The organism is Streptomyces sp. NPDC088794 (assembly GCF_044750545.1).
Classification (GTDB): Bacteria; Actinomycetota; Actinomycetes; order Streptomycetales; family Streptomycetaceae; genus Streptomyces.
The window spans coordinates 89,166-106,400 of sequence record NZ_JBIVKB010000013.1 but is presented as its reverse complement, the minus strand read 5'-3'; the positions used below and the strand labels follow the sequence as shown (position 1 = coordinate 106,400).

Sequence of the window (17,235 nt, the reverse complement as noted above, 5' to 3'; positions counted from 1 at the left end):
GTGATCATGGGCCGGGTCTAGAGCGGTACGCGCAGTGCCCCGTCGATGAGTTCGGCGGCCTCGGCGGTGCCCGAACCGCCGCTGCGCACCAGGTGTTCGCGCACCGCGCGGAGTCTGTCGCGCAGGCGCTGGGACTCCATTCCCCGGGCCTGTTCGGCCATCTGCACGGCCGCGGCCACGGCCTTCTCGGCGTTTCCCTGGCGCAGTTCGATCGTGCTCAGCATGGCGAGCCGGTGCACCCGGCCGCGGTCGTGCGCCGGCTCACCGACGGCGGCCTCCGCGTGCTCGCTCGCGGCCACGAGTTCGCCGAGGCTGAGCAGGGCCTCCGCCACCTGGACGTTGACCAGGCCCGGCTGGACATAGCCCGTCTCGTCGGGCTCGTACCCGCGCCGGATGCGTTCGGCGGCCTTCTCGGCACGCCGGATGCAGGACAGGGCGCTCGTGCCGTCGCCCAGGTGCGCGTACGCCTTGGCCTGCATCGCGTACAGGTCGGAGGCGAGCGCCGGGGTGATGTGCTTGCCGGCGGCCCGCAGCGCGGCCTCCGCGAAGGCGACGGCCTGGCGGTACTCCCGCATGAACAGCGCCTGGTTGACCAGCAGCGCGATGACATAGGCGCCAAGTCCCTGATCGCCACTGGCCTTCGCGAGCCGCAGCGCCTGGTGGAAGTAGCGCTGGGCCAGGCCGTGCGCGTCGGAGTCGTACGCGCAGATGCCGGCGATCGCCACCAACCCGCCGGTGGCGCGGTGCAGTTGGCGGCCCATCGCGTCGGTGTAGCTGCCGCGCAGCAGCGGAGCGGCCTCGGCGTTGAGGAAGCCGACGATCCGGGTGCGGGTCGCGATGCCGCCGGCCTTGCGGTACATCTGCTCGTAGTGGGTGCGGGCGGCGCGCAGCATGTCGAGGTCGCCGGCGGTGACGCGGTGCCGGCCGCCGCGGGAGACGTCCGTGTCCTCGGGCGGGTTCTCCCACTCCCACACGGGCATCACGGCGGGCGTGCCGGTGACGGCGGGGGCGCCCAGTATGTGTGGGCGCTGCTGCTCGTCGGAGCGCCACAGGGCGGTGGCCCGCTCGACGAAGCCGGAGAGGGAGGTGCCGTGCGGGGTCGACGGTTCGCCGGGTACGCCGAGGCCGATGTCGTCGAGGGTCACCGGCCGGTGCAGGCGCTGCGCGAGCACTTCGCAGATCAGGTCGGGGACCTGGCCGCGGGGGCGTTGGCCCTTCAACCACCGTGCCACGGCGGTGTGTTCGTACCGCAACGCGAGTCCGCGGGGGCGGCCCGCCTGGTTCACGTGGGCGGCGAGGCCGGCGTGCGAGATGCCTGCCTCGTCGAGGATCGCGTCTAGCAGAGTGTTGGGCTGCATGGATGCCCCCCGGGTGCCTCGGTGCGGACAGAGTAGTGCGGGTCCGTTCGCACGGGGTGTGAACGGAGTACTCGGTTCCTTGGTGTGCGCGCTCTGTTGCGGAGAGTTGCCGGTCGATTGACTGGAGTGCCTCGCCAGAGGCCTGCGGGGTCGCCGGCTCCCCCTCACATAGTGCGGCGGCCCTGCCGGGGCGACCAGACGCCGGGAGCTTGGAGGTGTGTTGTCGAGTGCGGGTGCGTCGTGGCTGGTCGCGCAGTTCCCCGCGCCCCTTGAGGGCGATGACGTGGGCGGTCGTTCTGAAGCGCCAGTAGCGCGACATCGTCCGTAGGCGCATCCGCGGTATGACGCAGCAAGGCCGTGAAGACCGCGCCCAGGAGCAGCTGAGGTGCTGCCAACGGAATGTCGCGCAGGGTCTCGGTCAGTACTCCCTGCAACGGGAAGAAGTGGCCTCGGGCGTTTCTCGCGTCCTCGGCTCCGTCTGTGCAGAGGAACAGGGTTTCTCCGGAGAGCAGGTGGCCGCAGTGCAGTGTGGGGAGTTCCGGTGGGAGGGGGAAGGGGCCGAGGGGTGGGAGGGGGTCCACACAGGCCAGGTGTTCGACTCGGGGGCCGCTGAGGAGGTACGGCCAGGGGTGGCCGCAGTTGAGGGCGCGGATCTCGCCGTCGGGGCGGATCTCCAGGAGGAGGACGGTGACGAACTCCTCGGCGACCGGGTTGTCCGGTTCGGGGCCGGCGGAGGGGTGCTCGGCGCGGGCCCGTTCCCGCAGGTGACGGGCGAGGGCCCGGTCCAACTTCCGCAGGACGCAGCCGAGTTCGGGCTCGTCGTGGACGACCTCGCGGAACGAGCCGAGGACGGCGGCCACGGTGCTGATCGCGCCGATCCCGTGACCCCGCACATCGCCCATGACCACACGTACACCGTGCTCGGTGGCGATGACCTCGTACAGGTCGCCGCCGACCACCGCGGCGCGGTCCGTGGCGAGTTGGGCGGCCGCGACGTTCAGGCCGTCGACGCGCGGGGGCAGCGGTCGCAGCAGGGCGCTCTGGGCGGCGCCGGCGACCCGGCGGACGGCTCTGAGCTCACGCATCAGCGCCTGCCGGACGTGGACCATCAGCCCGGTGCCGACGGCGAAGAAGACCGCGCTGGTGACGATCCGCGCCCCGATCCCGTTCTGCTGGGCGAGCGGACAGGCCAGTTTGTACGTGATCGCCATGGCGCCCCAGACCGTGGGCAGCCCCAGCGCGAGAACCCGGCGAAATGGCCTCGACTCCTCCTCGCGGACGGCCCGGCGGGACACCCCAGCCTTGATGCGGATCATGCCGATGGCCCCCCATTCAGGCCCTGACAGCGCAGATCGGACCGGCCCCGAAAGGCCGGTCCGATTCTGTCGACCACATGGCCCGGGAGGACCAGATCGCCCGGAATTGTCACCCATATGAGTGACGTGACCGACGGTGGCCGTTCAGGCCATGACCAGGGCCATGAGCCGAACAGCCATCGCCACAACCGCTGTTGCAGCCACCGGCACAGTCACGGTCGCCGGTACGGTCCTCAGCCGCGCAGTACCGCTCCCGCCCGCTCGCCCGCGAGGGCGACCGCCGCGTCCCGGGCCGCCGAGGCCTCGTCCACGGTCAGCGTCCGGTCGGACGCGCGGAACCGCAGCGCGTACGCCAGCGACTTGTTGCCCGCACCGAGCTGCTCGTCGTTCTCGTAGACGTCGAACAGCCTGATGGATTCGAGGAGTTCACCCGCGCCCTCGCGCAGCGCGGCCTCGACCTGGGCCGTCGGTACCTCGCGGGCGACGACGAGCGCGACGTCCTGCGTGGCGACCGGGAAGGAGGAGATCCGGGGCGCCTGCGGGGTGTCGTCGCCGACCGCCGCGAGCGCGTCCAGGTTCAGCTCCATCGCGCTGGTGCGCGCGGGCAGGCTCAGCGCCTTGATCACGCGCGGGTGCAACTCGCCCGCGTGGCCGACGACTTGCTCGACGCCGTCGGTGACGACCACGAGTTCGGCGGTACGGCCGGGGTGCCAGGGACCGTACTGGCCCTGACGGACGACGAGTTCGGCGCCGGTCTCACGGGCGACCGCGCGGGCCGCCTCGACCGCGTCGGCCCAGTCGGCCGGCCGGCCCTTGCCCCACCAGCCGGCCTGCTCGCGGGCGCCCGCGAGGACGACGGCGACATGGCGCGGCTGCTCGGGCAGCGCCGCGTCCAGTTCGGCGATCTCCTCGTCGGTGGGACGCCGGTCGACGGGCAGGGACACGGCGGTGCGCTGCTCCTCGGCCGGGTGGAAGACCAGCCCGGTCTCGAACAGCGCCAGGTCGTGCGCGCCCCGGCCGTCGTTGCGCCGCAGCGCGCCGAGCAGGCCCGGCAGCAGCGACGTACGCAGCGCGGGCTCCTCGTCGTTGAGCGGGTTGGTCAGCTTGACGACACGGCGGGCCGGGTCGTCGGCCGCCAGCAGGAGCTGGTCGAAGACCTGCTCGCCGACGAACGGGTAGTTCGGCGCCTCGACGTATCCGGCACCGGCGAGCACCCGGCCGACCCGGCGGTGCAGTCGCTGCCGACGGGTCAGGCCACGCCCGGCCGGGGGCCGGGGCAGCGTGGAGGGCAGGTTCTCGTAGCCCTCCAGGCGGATGACCTCTTCGGCCAGGTCGTTGATCGCGGCCAGGTCCGGCCGCCAGGACGGCACGGTGACGATCAGCTCGTCCTGCCCGTACACGTCGCAGCCGATCTGCTGGAGCCGACGTACGACGGTCTCGCGGCCGTAGTCGACGCCCGCGACCTTGTCCGGGTGGTCGGCCGGGACGGCGATGGTGTGCGGCGCGGACGGCGCGCTGATCTCGGTGACGCCGGCCTCGGCGGTGCCGCCGGCGAGCAGCACGAGCAGGTCGACGGTGCGCTGCGCGGCGGCGGCCGCGGCCTGCGGGTCGACGCCCCGCTCGAAGCGCCGGGACGCCTCGGAGGACAGCTTGTGGCGGCGGGCGGTGCGGGCGATCGACACCGCGTCGAAGTGCGCGGCCTCGATCACGACGTCACTCGTCGCGTTCTCGGTGTCCTCGTGGTCGGCGATCTCGGTGTTCGCGCCGCCCATGACGCCCGCGAGGCCGATGGGCCCGCGGTCGTCGGTGATGACCAGGTCCTCGGCGTGCAGCGTGCGCGCGACGCCGTCGAGGGTGACGAGCTTCTCGCCCTGCTCGGCCCGGCGGACCCCGATGGTGCCGTGGACCAGACCGCGGTCGTAGGCGTGCAGCGGCTGGCCGAGCTCCATCATCACGTAGTTGGTGACGTCGACGGCGAGCGAGATCGGGCGCATGCCGACCTTCTGCACCCGGCGCTGGAGCCAGATCGGCGAGCGGGCCTCCGGGCTGAGCCCGGTGACCGTGCGGGCGGTGAAGCGGTCGCAGCCGACCGGGTCGGCGACCTTCACCGGGTAGCCGAAGGCGTTCGGGCCGGGCACGTCGAGCAGCGCCGGGTCGCGCAGCGGCAGGCCGTAGGCGACGGCGGTCTCACGGGCCACGCCGCGGATGGAGAGGCAGTCGCCGCGGTTGGCGGTGACGGCGATGTCCAGGACCTCGTCGACCAGTTCGAGCAGCTCGATGGCGTCCTTGCCGACCTCGGTCTCCGGCGGCAGCACGATGATGCCGTGGGTGCCGTCGTCGCCCATGCCCAGCTCGTCGCTGGAGCAGATCATGCCGTGGGACGTCTTGCCGTAGGTCTTGCGGGCGGCGATCGCGAAGCCGCCGGGCAGCACGGCGCCCGGCAGGACCACGACGACCTTGTCGCCGACGGCGAAGTTCCGGGCGCCGCAGACGATCTCCTGCGGCTCACCGGTGCCGTTGGCGGTGCCGACGTCGACGGTGCAGAACCGGATCGGCTTCTTGAAGCCCTCCAGCTCCTCGATCGTCAGCACCCGGCCGACGACGAGGGGACCCTTGAGGTCGGCGCCGAGGTGCTCGACGGTCTCCACCTCCAGGCCCGCCGAGATGAGCTTGGCCTGGACGTCACGGCCGGTTTCGGTCGCCGGCAGGTCGACGTACTCCCGCAGCCAGGAAAGCGGGACCCGCATCAGATCTCCATCCCGAACGGCCGGGTGAACCGGACGTCACCCTCGACCATGTCTCGCATGTCTTCGACGTTGTGGCGGAACATCAGCATCCGTTCGATGCCGAACCCGAAGGCGAATCCGCTGTACTTCTCGGGGTCCACACCGCAGGCGGTCAGCACCTTGGGGTTGACCATGCCGCAGCCGCCCAGCTCGATCCAGCCCTCGGAGGAGCAGGTGCGGCAGGGGCGGTCGGGGTTGCCGACGGACTCGCCCTTGCAGACGTAGCAGAGCATGTCCATCTCGGCCGACGGCTCGGTGAACGGGAAGAAGTTCGGCCGCAGCCGGGTCTTCATGCCGGCGCCGAACAGGGACTGGACCATGTGGTCGAGGGTGCCCTTGAGGTCGGCCATGGTGAGGCCCTCGTCGATGGCGAGCAGCTCGACCTGGTGGAAGACCGGGGTGTGGGTGGCGTCCAGCTCGTCGGTGCGGTACACGCGGCCGGGGCAGATCACGTAGACCGGCAGCTCGCGCTCGAGCAGCGAGCGGATCTGCACGGGCGAGGTGTGGGTGCGCAGCACGACACCGGACTCGGTGCCGCCGTCCGGCCCCTGCACGAAGAAGGTGTCGGCCTCGCCGCGGGCCGGGTGGTCCGGGCCGATGTTGAGGGCGTCGAAGTTGAACCACTCGGCCTCGGCCTCGGGGCCCTCGGCGACCTCGTAGCCCATGGCCACGAAGACGTCCTCGATGCGCTCCGAGAGGGTGGTCAGCGGGTGGCGGGCGCCGGCCGGCACGCGGTCGTAGGGCAGCGTGACGTCCACCGCCTCCTCGACCAGCACGCGCGCGTCGCGCTCGGCCTCCAGCTCGGTCTGGCGGGCGGCGAGCGCCTTGTTCACCGCGCCCCGGGCCTGGCCGACCAGCTTGCCGGCGGCGGCCTTGGCGTGCGGGGGCAGCGCGCCGATCTCGCGGTTGGCGAGGGCGAGCGGGGAGGTGCCGCCGGTGTGGGCGACCTTGGCCTCCTGGAGCGCGTCGAGGTCACCGGCGGCGGCGAAGGCGGCGAGCGCCTCGTCCCGCATGCGCTCGATCTCTTCCGGTTTCAAGGCCTCGACCTCTACAGGGTCGTACGACTTATTCGGTGCCGACATCTCTTCCCGTGCTTCCGGTTGGCTGGCGGATGGTCCCCGTCCCGACTCGGGGGGACGCGTCGTCCCTGAGACCTGATGAGACCTGAAACGGGGACGCAAAGGTGCCAAAGGCCGAGTCTAACGGGGGTGAGACAGGTGACCTCGCCCGTGGGGCCTCGTCGGCGGCTACTGGAGATACGCCGGGGTGCCCACGGGCAACGTAAATCGGAACTCGGCGCCGCCACCAGGGGCGCGGCCGACCGTGATGGCGCCGCCGTGGGCTTCGACGATGCCCTTGACGATGTAGAGCCCGAGGCCCGTGCCACCGCGCTTGCTGCCCCGCCAGAAGCGGGTGAAGACGCGGTTCATGGACTCCTCCGGGATGCCGGTGCCCTCGTCGCCCACGGTGACCGACGTGCCGGCGGCGTCCTCCCGCTCGCGCGGGGACGCCGAGGGCGTGATGTCGATGGTGACGGTTCCCTCGCCGTGGCGCACGGCATTTTCCAGCAGGTTGCTGAGCACCTGGTCGACCTTGTCCGGGTCGGCCCACAGGGCGGGCAGCGGCTGCTCGATCCGCAGCAGGAACTTGTCGGCGGGCTGACCTGCGGCGACGTAGGCCTGGATGTGCCGGCCGACGGCGGCCCCCATGTCGACGGGCTGGCGGCGCACCTCCAGGCGGCCGCTGTCGATGCGGGAGATGTCGAGCAGCTCGGCGATGAGCCGGGTGACGCGGTCGGCGTCGGCGTCGACGGTCTCCAGCATCAGCCGCTTCTGGTCGTCGGTGAACCTCTCCCACTTGGCCAGCAGGGTGGCGGTGAAGCCCTTGACGGAGGTGAGCGGGGAGCGCAGTTCGTGGGCGACGGTGGCGATCAGCTCGGCGTGGCTGCGCTCGGTGCGGCGGCGGGCCTCGGTGTCCCGCAGGGAGACCACGAAGCGCTGGACGGGTCCGGTGGGTTCGTCGCGCACATAGCGCGCGGAGACCAGGACCTCCCGGCCGCCGGGCAGCAGGAGGTTGCGCTCGGGCTGGCGGACCCGGGTGGCGAGGCCGCCGTAGGGGTCGGTCAGCTGCCACCAGCGGCGGCCTTCCAGGTCCTCTAACGGCAGGGCCTTCTCCAGCCGCCGGCCCAGGGCGTCCGCGGCGCGGACCGCGGTGATGCGCTCGGCCGCCGCGTTGAAGCAGATGACCTGGCCGTGCTCGTCGGCGACGACGAGTCCGTCGGGCAGATCGTCGGGGTCGATGCCGAGTCCTGCGGGGTCGCCGTGCGGGGGCACGGGTCCGGGCCGCACGTCACGTGCTCCCCGCGCCCTGCTCGTGCCGACGCTCATATCCCCGTATCCCGCCTTTCGACCGGCGCAGGTGGCTCCCGAGCTGGTCACCCTACTAGCTCTCGGTGACGGAGCGGCACCCTCCGGAGGCGCGCTGTGCACGGGCCGACGCATAGAGACATACGGCGGCGGCGGTGGCGAGGTTCAGGCTCTCGGCCTTCCCGTGGATCGGAACGCGCACCACGGCGTCCGCGAGCGCGCGGGTCTCCTCCGGCAGCCCCCACGCCTCGTTCCCGAACACCCACGCGGTCGGCCCGCCCATGGTCCCCTGGTCCAGCTCGTCGTCGAGGTCGTCGGTCCCGGCCCCGTCGGCCGCGAGGATCCGCACCCCGATCCCCTTCAGCCCGGCCACGGCCTCCTCGACGGGAACGCCGACGGCGACGGGCAGATGAAAGAGAGAGCCCACGGAGGCCCGCACGGCCTTCGGGTTGTAGAGATCCACAGAAGCATCGGTCAGTACGACGGCCTCGGCCCCGGCGGCATCGGCGCACCGCAGGACGGTCCCGGCGTTCCCGGGATCCCGCACGTTGGCGAGCACGGCGACCAACTTGGGCCGGGCGGCGAGGATTTCATCGAAGGGAGTGTCGAGAAACCGACAGATCCCGACAAGCCCCTGCGGGGTGACGGTGGTTGAGATGTCGGCGATGACCTGCTCATCGGCAAGATGCACCCGAGCGCCGACTTCCCGCGCCTCACCGACGATGTCGGCGTACCGCTCCGCGGCTTCCACGGTGGCGAACAACTCGACGAGCGTGTCCCCGAACCCGGCGGCCTCCCGCACGGCCTGCGGCCCCTCGGCGAGAAACAGCCGCTCCTTCCCCCGAAAATTCCGCTTGGCCAGCCGCCGAGCGGCGGAGACACGGGGAGAACGGGGAGAGATCAGGTCAGGGCTGACGGGAGACATCCAACTCACTTTCCGTACCAATGCTCCGCCGCAATCTTTTCTCCGCCGCGAAGTCCTCTCCGCCGTGACGGCGATCAACCACGACGGCGGCCAACGGCGGTGCCGAACAAACTCGCACCACTCAACGCAATGGACCCGCAGGCAGAAACCCACGGGTCCACACAGTGACGCCGGCCAAAGCCAGCGCAGCGATCACGCAGCCTTGGGCGCGTTGACGTCGCTCGGCAGAGCCTTCTGCGCAACCTCGACCAGCGCGGCGAACGCACCGGCGTCGTTGACGGCCAGCTCGGCGAGGATCTTGCGGTCGACCTCGATGTTCGCCGCGTTCAGACCCTGGATGAAGCGGTTGTACGTGATGCCGTTGGCGCGGGCAGCGGCGTTGATGCGCTGGATCCACAGCCGACGGAAGTCGCCCTTGCGCTTCTTGCGGTCGTTGTAGTTGTAGACCAGCGAGTGGGTGACCTGCTCCTTGGCCTTGCGGTACAGGCGCGAACGCTGACCGCGGTAGCCGGAGGCGGCTTCGAGGATCGCCCGGCGCTTCTTGTGGGCGTTGACTGCCCGCTTGACGCGTGCCACTTGTTAACTCCTTGTAGCGGGGCCGTGGTTGGACTCACACGGCCCGGAATCGATGGGGTCCCGGTCCAGACGTACGGCGCTCAATCGGAGCGCCGCGTACGTCACTTGCCGAGAAGCTTCTTGATCTTCTTGGCGTCGCCCGGGGCCATCTCGGCGTTGCCGGTGAGGCGACGCGTCACACGGGACGACTTGTGCTCGAGCAGGTGGCGCTTGCCGGCACGCTCGCGGAGCACCTTGCCGGAGCCGGTGATCTTGAAGCGCTTACTGGCACCGCTGTGCGACTTGTTCTTCGGCATAGCGCCGTATCTCCTCGTCGGTGGCGCTCCGGTGCCCGGTTGCGACAACCGGGCACGGTGGAGCGTCGCTTGTATCGGTTATGTCCTGGGGACTCGCGTCCCCCGGGATCACGCCTCGGCAGTCGCCTCGGCCGGAGCCTCGACGCTTTCCTCGGCGAGCTCGCCGTCTGCGAGGTCGGTCTCCGCGGCGTTCTGCGACTTGCCGGGGTTGGCCTTCGCTTCTGCCTTGCGGGCTTCCTGCGCCTGGCGGGCCTCGGCCATCGCCTCGGTCTTCTTCTTGTGCGGACCGAGAACCATGATCATGTTTCGGCCGTCCTGCTTCGGGTTCGACTCGATGAACCCGAGGTCCTGGACGTCCTCCGCGAGACGCTGCAGCAGTCGGTAGCCCAACTCGGGCCGGGACTGCTCGCGACCACGGAACATGATCGTGATCTTGACCTTGTCGCCCTGCTTGAGGAACCGGACGACGTGACCCTTCTTGGTGTCATAGTCGTGCGGGTCGATCTTCGGCCGGAGCTTCATCTCCTTGATGACCGTGTGCGCCTGGTTCTTGCGCGCTTCACGGGCCTTCATGGCCGACTCGTACTTGAACTTCCCGTAGTCCATGAGCTTGCACACGGGCGGACGGGCGTTCGCCGCGACCTCGACCAGGTCCAGGTCGTACTCCTGCGCAAGCTCCAGTGCCTTGGCCAGCGGGACAATGCCCACCTGCTCGCCACTGGGACCGACAAGTCGCACCTCGGGAACGCGAATCCGGTCGTTGATGCGGGGCTCGGCGCTGATGGATCCTCCTCGGTTAGCACCACACGGCGGTCTGGCGGACAGCCGCGTTTGTCTTTTGACAGACCTAACCGCGCCGAAGCACAAAAAATGCCCCGGACGATCACAAGGCGGGGCTCCAAGCACTACCGGAGCACCGCCGCGAGGGATCGCGGGGCGCACTTTCGGGCGACTCCATCGTCCGTACGGAACGATGGCGGCCGCCTGACCGGGGTGACCCGCCGTCCCGAAGGACAGCTGGGTGGGAGATCGGAGCCTCCACTTGAGGGCCGGGCACATAAGCGTCCGGCCGGTCGTCACACAAGGTTAGCAGCTACCAGGGGGTGGTGCGAATCGCCGTGCGGCGCGCTCTAGGGTCTGCCTTTCGGATCAGGTCGGCTGTGAGGCTCGATGCCCCTTGGCCGACCCGAGCGGGGTCTGGTGCGTGCAGCTGCAAGGCGGAGGAGGGCGGCGACGCGATGGGGGTCCCCCCGCGCGAGCGAAGCCGAGCGTGGGGGAGTCGACAACCGACGACAACGCCGCAGATGTGCGTGCCAGACCCCGCGACGTCGACATGATCCGAAAGGCAGGCCCTAGGGTGAGGCCTATGAGTGACACCCCTGCCGACTTCTCGGCCGACTCCGCCGAGGCCCCGCAGACCCCCGGCCCCGGCTTCGACGAGATGACCCGTGACATCGCCGAGGTCCCCGCCGTCGAGGTGATCGTGACGGTCGCCGTCAATCTGATGAGCGCCGCCGCGGTGAAGCTCGGTCTCACCGAGGAGGGCGACAAGTACAAGGACCTGGACGAGGCCCGCAAGCTGGTGCACGCCCTGGCCGGTCTGCTGGACGCGAGCGCGACCGAGATCAGCTCGTTCCACGCGGCCCCGCTGCGGGACGGCCTGAAGTCGCTCCAGCTGGCATTCCGCGAGGCGTCCCTCGTCAAGGACGAGCCGGGCCAGGGCCCGGGCGAGAAGTACACGGGCCCGATCTACGGCTAACCCGTCCTCTCGACGGCCGGACCGCCGTCCTCCCCTTTCACCCCCTCACCCTCGTACGTACAAGGGCTCGCCCGGTGGCGTCGCCCCGGCCGGCAGCAGTGCCAGGTCGAGGCCGCGGACCAGGCGGGCCCTGAGTGTTTCCGAGGCGGCGAGCCGCTCGGCGACCGCGCGGGCGGTCTCGGCCGGAGCGGCGGCCGGGTCGAGTACGAGGGCCAGGGTGCCGTCGGCCCGTCCGGGCCCGAGATGCGCGCGCAGCACGGCGGACTCGGCGGCGACGGCGGTGCGTACCGCCTCCCGTACGGCCGGATCGGCGAGCGGGTCGGCCGTCGTACGCCCCTCGGCGAGCGCCCGCAGCGCGGCCCCCGTCAGCTCGTACGGCACCGGTCCCGCCAGGTCGAGGACGACGGTGTCGGCCTTCTCGTGCGCGGCGGCCTGCAAGGCCTGCTGCAGGGGTACGGCGACGGGGCGGGCTTCCGGGTCCCATCGGGCCAGCGACTCGGTGGAGGTGAAGGCGGGCAGGGCGGTGCGGGAGCCGGCCTTCAGAGTCGGCACCGCCATGTCGCTGGTCTTCTCGCGGCGCAGCCCCTTCTCGTCCTCCTCGACCTCGCCGAGCACGGCGACGACGGGCACCAGCAGCCGGGCGTTCTGCAGCGCCGCCAGGACGGGCCCCACGGCATCCCGGTCCTCGGCCCAGGCCGCGAGCGCCGCGCTCAGCCGGGGGTCGGCGGAGCCGTCGTCGTCGGAGAAACCGGGGTCGGGAATGTTCTTGTTCGCCACGGTCATCGACCCTATAGGGGGGATGTTGCTGGGCTTGTGCGGGTCCGGAAACCTGGCCGACACCGCTTTCACGGGTTTCTCAGATATCCCTGACACACATCTAACGTGCGTCTAACGGCCCGCACAGTCAGCGCGACGAGCATCGCGAGCATGGAGTCCTCCAGAGCCCGCGGCCGCCGTGCCCGCCCCTCCCGGACGCGCCCCCTGCTCTACACCGCCCTCGCCGCCGTCACCATCGTCGGCGGTACGGCGGCGGGGACGGTGTACGTGAAGGCTCAGGCGCACACCGGTACGAGCCCCGTATCGTCGACGGCGCTGCCGTCGGCCACCTCCTCGGCCTCGGCGGACGGGGAGGAATCGGTGGAACCCGTGGCGGAACCGACGGTCGATCTCGACGCCCTGCTGGCGAAGGCCATGAAGTCCGTGGCCGTCACGGGCGACGCGAAGGTCTCGGTGGCGGTGCTGGACGTGGACTCCGGCGACAGCGCCACGTACGGGGACGGCTCCTTCGACACGGCGAGCATCGTCAAGGTCGACATCCTGGCGGCGCTGCTGCTCCAGCACCAGGAGGCCGGGACGCGGCTGTCCGCGCAGGAGAAGGCGTACGCCACCTCGATGATCGAGAACAGCGACAACGCCTCCGCGTCCGCGCTGTGGGACATCATCGGGAAGGCGGGCGGCCTCGACGCGGCGAACAAGAGGCTCGGGCTCACCGACACCGAGGGCGGCGACGGGGCGCTGTGGGGGCTGACCCAGACCACGGCCGCGGATCAACTCACGTTGTTGCAGCAGGTGTTCGGGGACGACTCGGAGCTGAGCGAGGCCTCGCGGACGTATGTGCAGGGGCTGATGGGTGAGATAGCCACCGATCAGCACTGGGGTGTGTCGGCCGCGGCCGACGGTTCCGCGTGGGCGTTGAAGAACGGCTGGCTGGCCCGGAGCACCACGGGTCTGTGGGACATCAACAGCATCGGGCGCGTGACGGCGACGGACGGCCACGACTATCTGGTGGCCGTGCTGTCGATGGGCAACTCGACGCAGGCGAAGGGGATTTCGCTGGTCGAGGCGGCGGCGAGGGCGACGGTGTCGGTGTTCGCCGGGGAGGCCTCGGCCTCGGCGTCACCCCGGGTCTAACAGCCCCCAGGTCTAGCAGCCCTCGGGTCTAGAAGTCTTCCTCGCGAGGTCGGCGTCCGCGCCACACGACCACCGCCGCGACGAGCAGCAGACCGCCGGCTGCACCGGCCAGCGGAGCGGCCCAACTGCTCGTGTCGTCATCGGACTTGGGGGCGTCCGGCCCCTCGCCGAAGTACTTCTCCCCGTACGAGGCCGCCTTGAGGCCCTCCGGCTCGAGCGCACCGGCCGCCTTGATGGCCGCGGCCGGGTCGATCATGCCGAAGCCGCGGGAGTCGTCGCGGCCGCCGGCCGGGGCGTCGCTGGCGGTGTCCTCCAGGAGCTTCTTGACCTGGGCCGGGGTCAGTCCCGGGTGGGCGGCCTTGATGAGGGCGACGGCTCCGGAGACGAAGGCGGATGCGGCGCTGGTCCCCCAGCCCTCGTAGTAGCGGTGGTCGGGGTCGGCGATGACGATGTTGACGCCCGGGGCGCTGACCGTGGCGTACCAGCGGCGGGTGGAGAACGCGGCGCGGGTGCCGTAGCGGTCGACGGCGGTCGCGGCGATGACGCCCGGGTAGGCGGCCGGGTAGGAGACGTGGTCGCCCTTCTCACCGCCGTTTCCGGCGGAGGCGACGACGGTCACGCCCTTCTTGAGGGCGTACTGGACGGCTTCGTCTTCGGTGGGTTCGGGGTGCGCGGAGGCGGAGTCGTCGCCGAGGGAGAGGTTGATGACGTCGGCGCCGTGGTCGGCGGCCCAGCGGATGCCTTCGGCGAGGGCGTTGCCGCGGGTGCTGCGGGCCTTGGCGCGGGCGGAGTCGCCGTCCTCCAGGATCACGCGGACGGGGAGGATCTTCGCCTCGGGGGCGATGCCCAGGACTCCGTCGCCGTTGCCGGGGCCGTGTCCGTGGCCGGCGATGATGCCGGCCATGGCCGTGCCGTGCCGTGCCCAGGCGCGGTCGCCCTCCTTGGCGCCGAAGCCGATCATGTCCTGGGTCGGGAGCACGTTGCCGACGAGGTCGGGGTGGTCGGTCTCGACGCCGGTGTCGAGGACGGCGACGGTGATGCCCTTGCCCTTGGTGGTCTGCCAGGCCTGCTGGGTGTGCAGGGCGTCGAGGGCCCACTGCTGGGCGCGGATGCCGTCGGCATGGGCGGCCGTGGAGGGTATGAGGGCGAGGGAGGCGGCGAGCAGCACGCTCAACGCCCCGACCCTGCTGCCGCGGCGCGTCATGAGGGCTGCTCCGAGGCGGGGCTGCTCACGTCCTTGCGCAGGGCACGCTCGATCCGGTCGGCGAGGCCCTGGGCCTCGTGGCCGAGGCCGGCCTGGGCGGGGGGCGTGGTGGCGCCGGACTTCATGGCTTCCTCGGCGGGCTGCGGGGTGTCGACGCTGCGGCCGTCGGACCAGCCGGAGACGGCGTAGGCGACGACGGGGGCGTCGGTGAGGACGGACACGGTCCAGGAGGCACGTTGCTTGCCGCCGAACCCTGCGGAGACGGTGCCCTTCGCGGCGTACGGGAGGGGCATCAGGTCGGTACGGCGCCCCAGGCCCTCGCGCTGGAAACGGGAGGCGAGGGACTTCATGCCGACGGCGTCGGCGTTGGTGAACAGCAGTCCCACGGTGGTGACGAAGCTCTGGGTGGCGTCGGTGTAGGTGGCGCGCAGCAGCCGCTGACACCCGACGGGCGCGAGCACCTTCTTGAGCAGCGGGTCGAAGGCGTTCCGACAGCCGCTGTCCGGCGCGACGGCGATCCGGGTCCAGGTCCGGTCGGCACCGCCGGGCCCGGCGCCCTGCCCCTGCACGGTAGTGGGGAACAGCCGGTCGACGGGCACGCTGTGCCACAACCCGGCGGCGGCGCTGAACGTGTCCCGCGTACCCCCGTCCCCCGAGTCCCCGACCAGCCAACTCCCGGTCACCGCACCGCCGATGAGCCCGAGCCCCAGCACGATGCACACGGCGACGGCGGCGACCCGCGGCGGTATCCGCACCCCCAACGGCCGCGCCCGCACCCGCTCGTCGTACCCCTCGGGCTCCCCGAACGACACGACCGGCCTGCCGGCCCCGGGCGCGACGGGCGCACTCCAGTTCAGAGCGGGATCGGGAGCGACCCCGACGGCCCCCTCCGAACGCGGGGAATCCGTCGGCGCGGGCGGCACGGGTGGGGGCGGCGGGGCACTGTGGGAGTAGGTCGAGTCGTCGGAGACGGGAGCGACGACCGGGGCGGCCCCTGGGCGAGCGCCCGGTCCCGAACGCGGGGTGTCGGCAAAGTCCTCGACGAAATCCGACGCCGGGGAGGGGCGGACGGCCGGAGCCGGAGGGACGGCTGAGCCGGGGGTACGGGCGGAGGCGGAGTCCGCTCGGGAGGACGCCGGCGGATACGGGCCGTCGCCGACCGCGGAGCCCGGCCGCGGAGACACGACCGGTCCTGGAGTACGGGCGGAGCCCGGGCGAGTGGGCGAGTACGGGGCACGAACGGAATCGACGGGCGCTGAACCCGAGCGACCGCTCGCCCCCGAGGGCGCTCCCGAACCCGGCCCACGACCACCGTCGACAGGAGCCGAGCCCAGCCCGGAAGGCGGAGCCGAATACGCGCCACGGGCACCGTCACCGGACACGGAGCCCGGAGGGCTCTCCGGCCGCGGAGGCACGGCTGAGCCCGACGCACGGCCGGTGTCGGCGGGGGCGGAACCCTGACGGGCACCCGGAGCCGAATACGGGGCACGAGCCGGATCCACCGGCACGGAGCCGGAGCGGCTGCCCGAACCCGGGGCACGACCCGAGTCGGCCGAGGCGGAGCCGGAACGGCCACCCGGACCCGGAGCACGGCCGGAATCAGCCGACGCGGAGCCCTGACGGGGCGGCGGGGGCGCGTACGGAGTACGGGTCTTGCCCTCGGGTGTGGAGTCCGGGTGGGTGGTACGCGACGAAGGCGCGGTGGAGCCGGGGGCAGGGGTCGGATCAGGCGACGGGGAGCCCGGGCGGGCTGCCGGACGTGCCGGGGCGGGCCAGCCTGGCGGGCTGGTGAGGGGCGGAGCCGGTGGTGGGGTCGGTCGTCCGGCGCCGGACGGGGGCGAGCCGGGGCGGCGGGGGGCCGATTCGGGCGACGGCTCCGCCGAGGTCGAGCGCACGCGTCTCGTGGGGTCCTGGCCGGTTTCGGTCGGCGTGGGGTGCATCAGGCGGAACGGTGGCGTGGGGCGGTTGCTCGGGCGCGGCGGTACCACGGGGGCCGGCGGCGCCGTCCTGCCCTGGGCGCCCTTGCTCTGTGCGGTGCTGCCCGGCGCGGCCGTTCCTTCGCCGTCAGCACCCCGGACTGCCGTTCCTCCGCCGTCAGCGCCCCGCGCCGGATCGCCGGCAGGCGGTGGTGGGACGTCCGGGAAGCGGGCCGATGCCTGAGGTGGGGGCAGGGGGGCCGTGTCCGTGTCCTGCGGGGAGCGCAGGTTCGGGAAGCGCGGGTGGGTCGGTGCGTCGAACTCGCCGGTCGGCGCTTCTCCCTCGGCTCCGTTCCCCGGCTCCGTCCGCGCGCCCGTGTTCCTGGGGCTCGGACGTTCCGCGAAGGCGTCGAAGGGTCGGCTTCCCCGCCAGGGTGACCAGACACCACCGGAACCGCCCGCGGCGGCCGACGTACCCGGCGCGGACCCCCGGGGCCCTCGTGATCCCCGCGATCCACCGGTCTCCGTGGCCGAGGAGGTCCCGTCCATCGCTCCCCACTCGTTCCCCGAAGCCCCGCCACCGGACTCGGACTCGGCAGCGCTCCACGCGCTCCCCGCGCCCGGCGTGGAAGCCCGGTCCGACGACCCGGCGCCGGCCCCTGCGGGCGCCGTACCGTTCGCGTTCTCCGGAGACGGCGTCGTGCCGTTCTCATGGGTCGGTTCCGGCGAGGTCTCTCCAGGCGTGCCAGGGGGCGTGCGGCGCTGAGGGTTGGAGGCGTGCCGCGCTTCCGTGCTCATGCACCCCCCGTTTCCTCGCGCCCG

The 17,235-nt window shown here is 71.8% G+C and carries 13 protein-coding genes and 1 pseudogene; 2 read left to right on the top strand and 12 right to left on the bottom strand.

Annotated features, from left to right (window positions below; genetic code table 11):
• Positions 1–17: 17 nt before the first annotated feature.
• The 9 genes and pseudogenes from ACIP6U_RS31910 to infC all read right to left on the bottom strand — a co-directional run bounded on the left by ACIP6U_RS31910 (position 18) and on the right by infC (position 10,431).
• A complete protein-coding gene (locus ACIP6U_RS31910) occupies positions 18–1,358 on the bottom strand; it encodes a transcriptional regulator (protein WP_401725023.1) in 1,341 nt (446 codons plus the stop codon).
• 164 nt (positions 1,359–1,522) lie between these two features.
• Complete coding sequence (locus ACIP6U_RS31905; protein WP_401725020.1) at positions 1,523–2,674, bottom strand: PP2C family protein-serine/threonine phosphatase; 1,152 nt, start codon at positions 2,672–2,674, stop codon at positions 1,523–1,525.
• Positions 2,675–2,907: 233 nt separating this feature from the next.
• Positions 2,908–5,421, bottom strand: a complete 2,514-nt coding sequence (gene pheT, locus ACIP6U_RS31900; protein WP_401725017.1) for a phenylalanine--tRNA ligase subunit beta — start codon at positions 5,419–5,421, stop codon at positions 2,908–2,910.
• Positions 5,421–6,542: a phenylalanine--tRNA ligase subunit alpha gene (pheS, locus tag ACIP6U_RS31895; RefSeq protein ID WP_401725014.1), complete on the bottom strand. Its 1,122-nt coding sequence runs from the start codon at positions 6,540–6,542 to the stop codon at positions 5,421–5,423. Before pheS ends, pheT begins: the two co-directional genes overlap by 1 nt.
• A gap of 165 nt (positions 6,543–6,707) precedes the next feature.
• The gene (locus ACIP6U_RS31890; RefSeq protein ID WP_401725011.1) at positions 6,708–7,847 is read right to left on the bottom strand and encodes an ATP-binding protein; all 1,140 of its coding nucleotides are present in this window, start codon (positions 7,845–7,847) and stop codon (positions 6,708–6,710) included.
• Between the two features lie 55 nt (positions 7,848–7,902).
• Positions 7,903–8,751, bottom strand: a complete 849-nt coding sequence (locus ACIP6U_RS31885) for a TrmH family RNA methyltransferase (RefSeq protein ID WP_401725008.1) — start codon at positions 8,749–8,751, stop codon at positions 7,903–7,905.
• 192 nt (positions 8,752–8,943) lie between these two features.
• Complete coding sequence (gene rplT, locus ACIP6U_RS31880; RefSeq protein ID WP_019066261.1) at positions 8,944–9,327, bottom strand: 50S ribosomal protein L20; 384 nt, start codon at positions 9,325–9,327, stop codon at positions 8,944–8,946.
• Between the two features lie 101 nt (positions 9,328–9,428).
• Positions 9,429–9,623: a 50S ribosomal protein L35 gene (gene rpmI / locus ACIP6U_RS31875; RefSeq protein ID WP_019065473.1), complete on the bottom strand. Its 195-nt coding sequence runs from the start codon at positions 9,621–9,623 to the stop codon at positions 9,429–9,431.
• Between the two features lie 108 nt (positions 9,624–9,731).
• Positions 9,732–10,431 (bottom strand): annotated as a pseudogene (gene infC, locus ACIP6U_RS31870) (translation initiation factor IF-3).
• Between the two features lie 558 nt (positions 10,432–10,989).
• On the opposite strand from infC, the gene ACIP6U_RS31865 reads away from it, so the two are divergent.
• On the top strand, positions 10,990–11,382 hold the full coding sequence (locus tag ACIP6U_RS31865; protein WP_401725005.1) for a DUF1844 domain-containing protein: 393 nt from the start codon (positions 10,990–10,992) through the stop codon (positions 11,380–11,382).
• A gap of 45 nt (positions 11,383–11,427) precedes the next feature.
• Here the strand turns inward: ACIP6U_RS31865 and ACIP6U_RS31860 are convergent, their stop codons facing one another.
• Entirely contained in the window at positions 11,428–12,159 is a 732-nt protein-coding gene (locus tag ACIP6U_RS31860) for an SseB family protein (RefSeq protein ID WP_401725002.1), read from the bottom strand.
• A gap of 150 nt (positions 12,160–12,309) precedes the next feature.
• On the opposite strand from ACIP6U_RS31860, the gene ACIP6U_RS31855 reads away from it, so the two are divergent.
• On the top strand, positions 12,310–13,293 hold the full coding sequence (locus ACIP6U_RS31855) for a serine hydrolase (protein WP_401725000.1): 984 nt from the start codon (positions 12,310–12,312) through the stop codon (positions 13,291–13,293).
• 28 nt (positions 13,294–13,321) lie between these two features.
• On the opposite strand, the gene mycP is transcribed toward ACIP6U_RS31855, so the two are convergent.
• Together mycP and ACIP6U_RS31845 are read right to left on the bottom strand one after the other, a co-directional pair.
• Positions 13,322–14,497, bottom strand: a complete 1,176-nt coding sequence (mycP, locus tag ACIP6U_RS31850) for a type VII secretion-associated serine protease mycosin (RefSeq protein WP_401724997.1) — start codon at positions 14,495–14,497, stop codon at positions 13,322–13,324.
• Positions 14,494–15,309, bottom strand: coding sequence for a hypothetical protein (locus ACIP6U_RS31845; protein ID WP_401724995.1), 816 nt, complete (start codon positions 15,307–15,309; stop codon positions 14,494–14,496). Before ACIP6U_RS31845 ends, mycP begins: the two co-directional genes overlap by 4 nt.
• Between the last annotated feature and the right edge of the window lie 1,926 nt (positions 15,310–17,235).

Excerpts from the sequence above, each read along its gene's own strand:
- ACIP6U_RS31910 (WP_401725023.1), bottom strand. The coding sequence starts at position 1,358 with ATGCAGCCCAACACTCTGCTAGACGCGATCCTCGACGAGGCAGGCATC.
- ACIP6U_RS31905 (WP_401725020.1), bottom strand. The coding sequence starts at position 2,674 with ATGATCCGCATCAAGGCTGGGGTGTCCCGCCGGGCCGTCCGCGAGGAG.
- pheT (WP_401725017.1), bottom strand. The coding sequence starts at position 5,421 with ATGCGGGTCCCGCTTTCCTGGCTGCGGGAGTACGTCGACCTGCCGGCG.
- pheS (WP_401725014.1), bottom strand. The coding sequence starts at position 6,542 with ATGTCGGCACCGAATAAGTCGTACGACCCTGTAGAGGTCGAGGCCTTG.
- ACIP6U_RS31890 (WP_401725011.1), bottom strand. The coding sequence starts at position 7,847 with ATGAGCGTCGGCACGAGCAGGGCGCGGGGAGCACGTGACGTGCGGCCC.
- ACIP6U_RS31885 (WP_401725008.1), bottom strand. The coding sequence starts at position 8,751 with ATGTCTCCCGTCAGCCCTGACCTGATCTCTCCCCGTTCTCCCCGTGTC.
- rpmI (WP_019065473.1), bottom strand. The coding sequence starts at position 9,623 with ATGCCGAAGAACAAGTCGCACAGCGGTGCCAGTAAGCGCTTCAAGATC.
- ACIP6U_RS31865 (WP_401725005.1), top strand. The coding sequence starts at position 10,990 with ATGAGTGACACCCCTGCCGACTTCTCGGCCGACTCCGCCGAGGCCCCG.
- ACIP6U_RS31855 (WP_401725000.1), top strand. The coding sequence starts at position 12,310 with ATGGAGTCCTCCAGAGCCCGCGGCCGCCGTGCCCGCCCCTCCCGGACG.
- mycP (WP_401724997.1), bottom strand. The coding sequence starts at position 14,497 with ATGACGCGCCGCGGCAGCAGGGTCGGGGCGTTGAGCGTGCTGCTCGCC.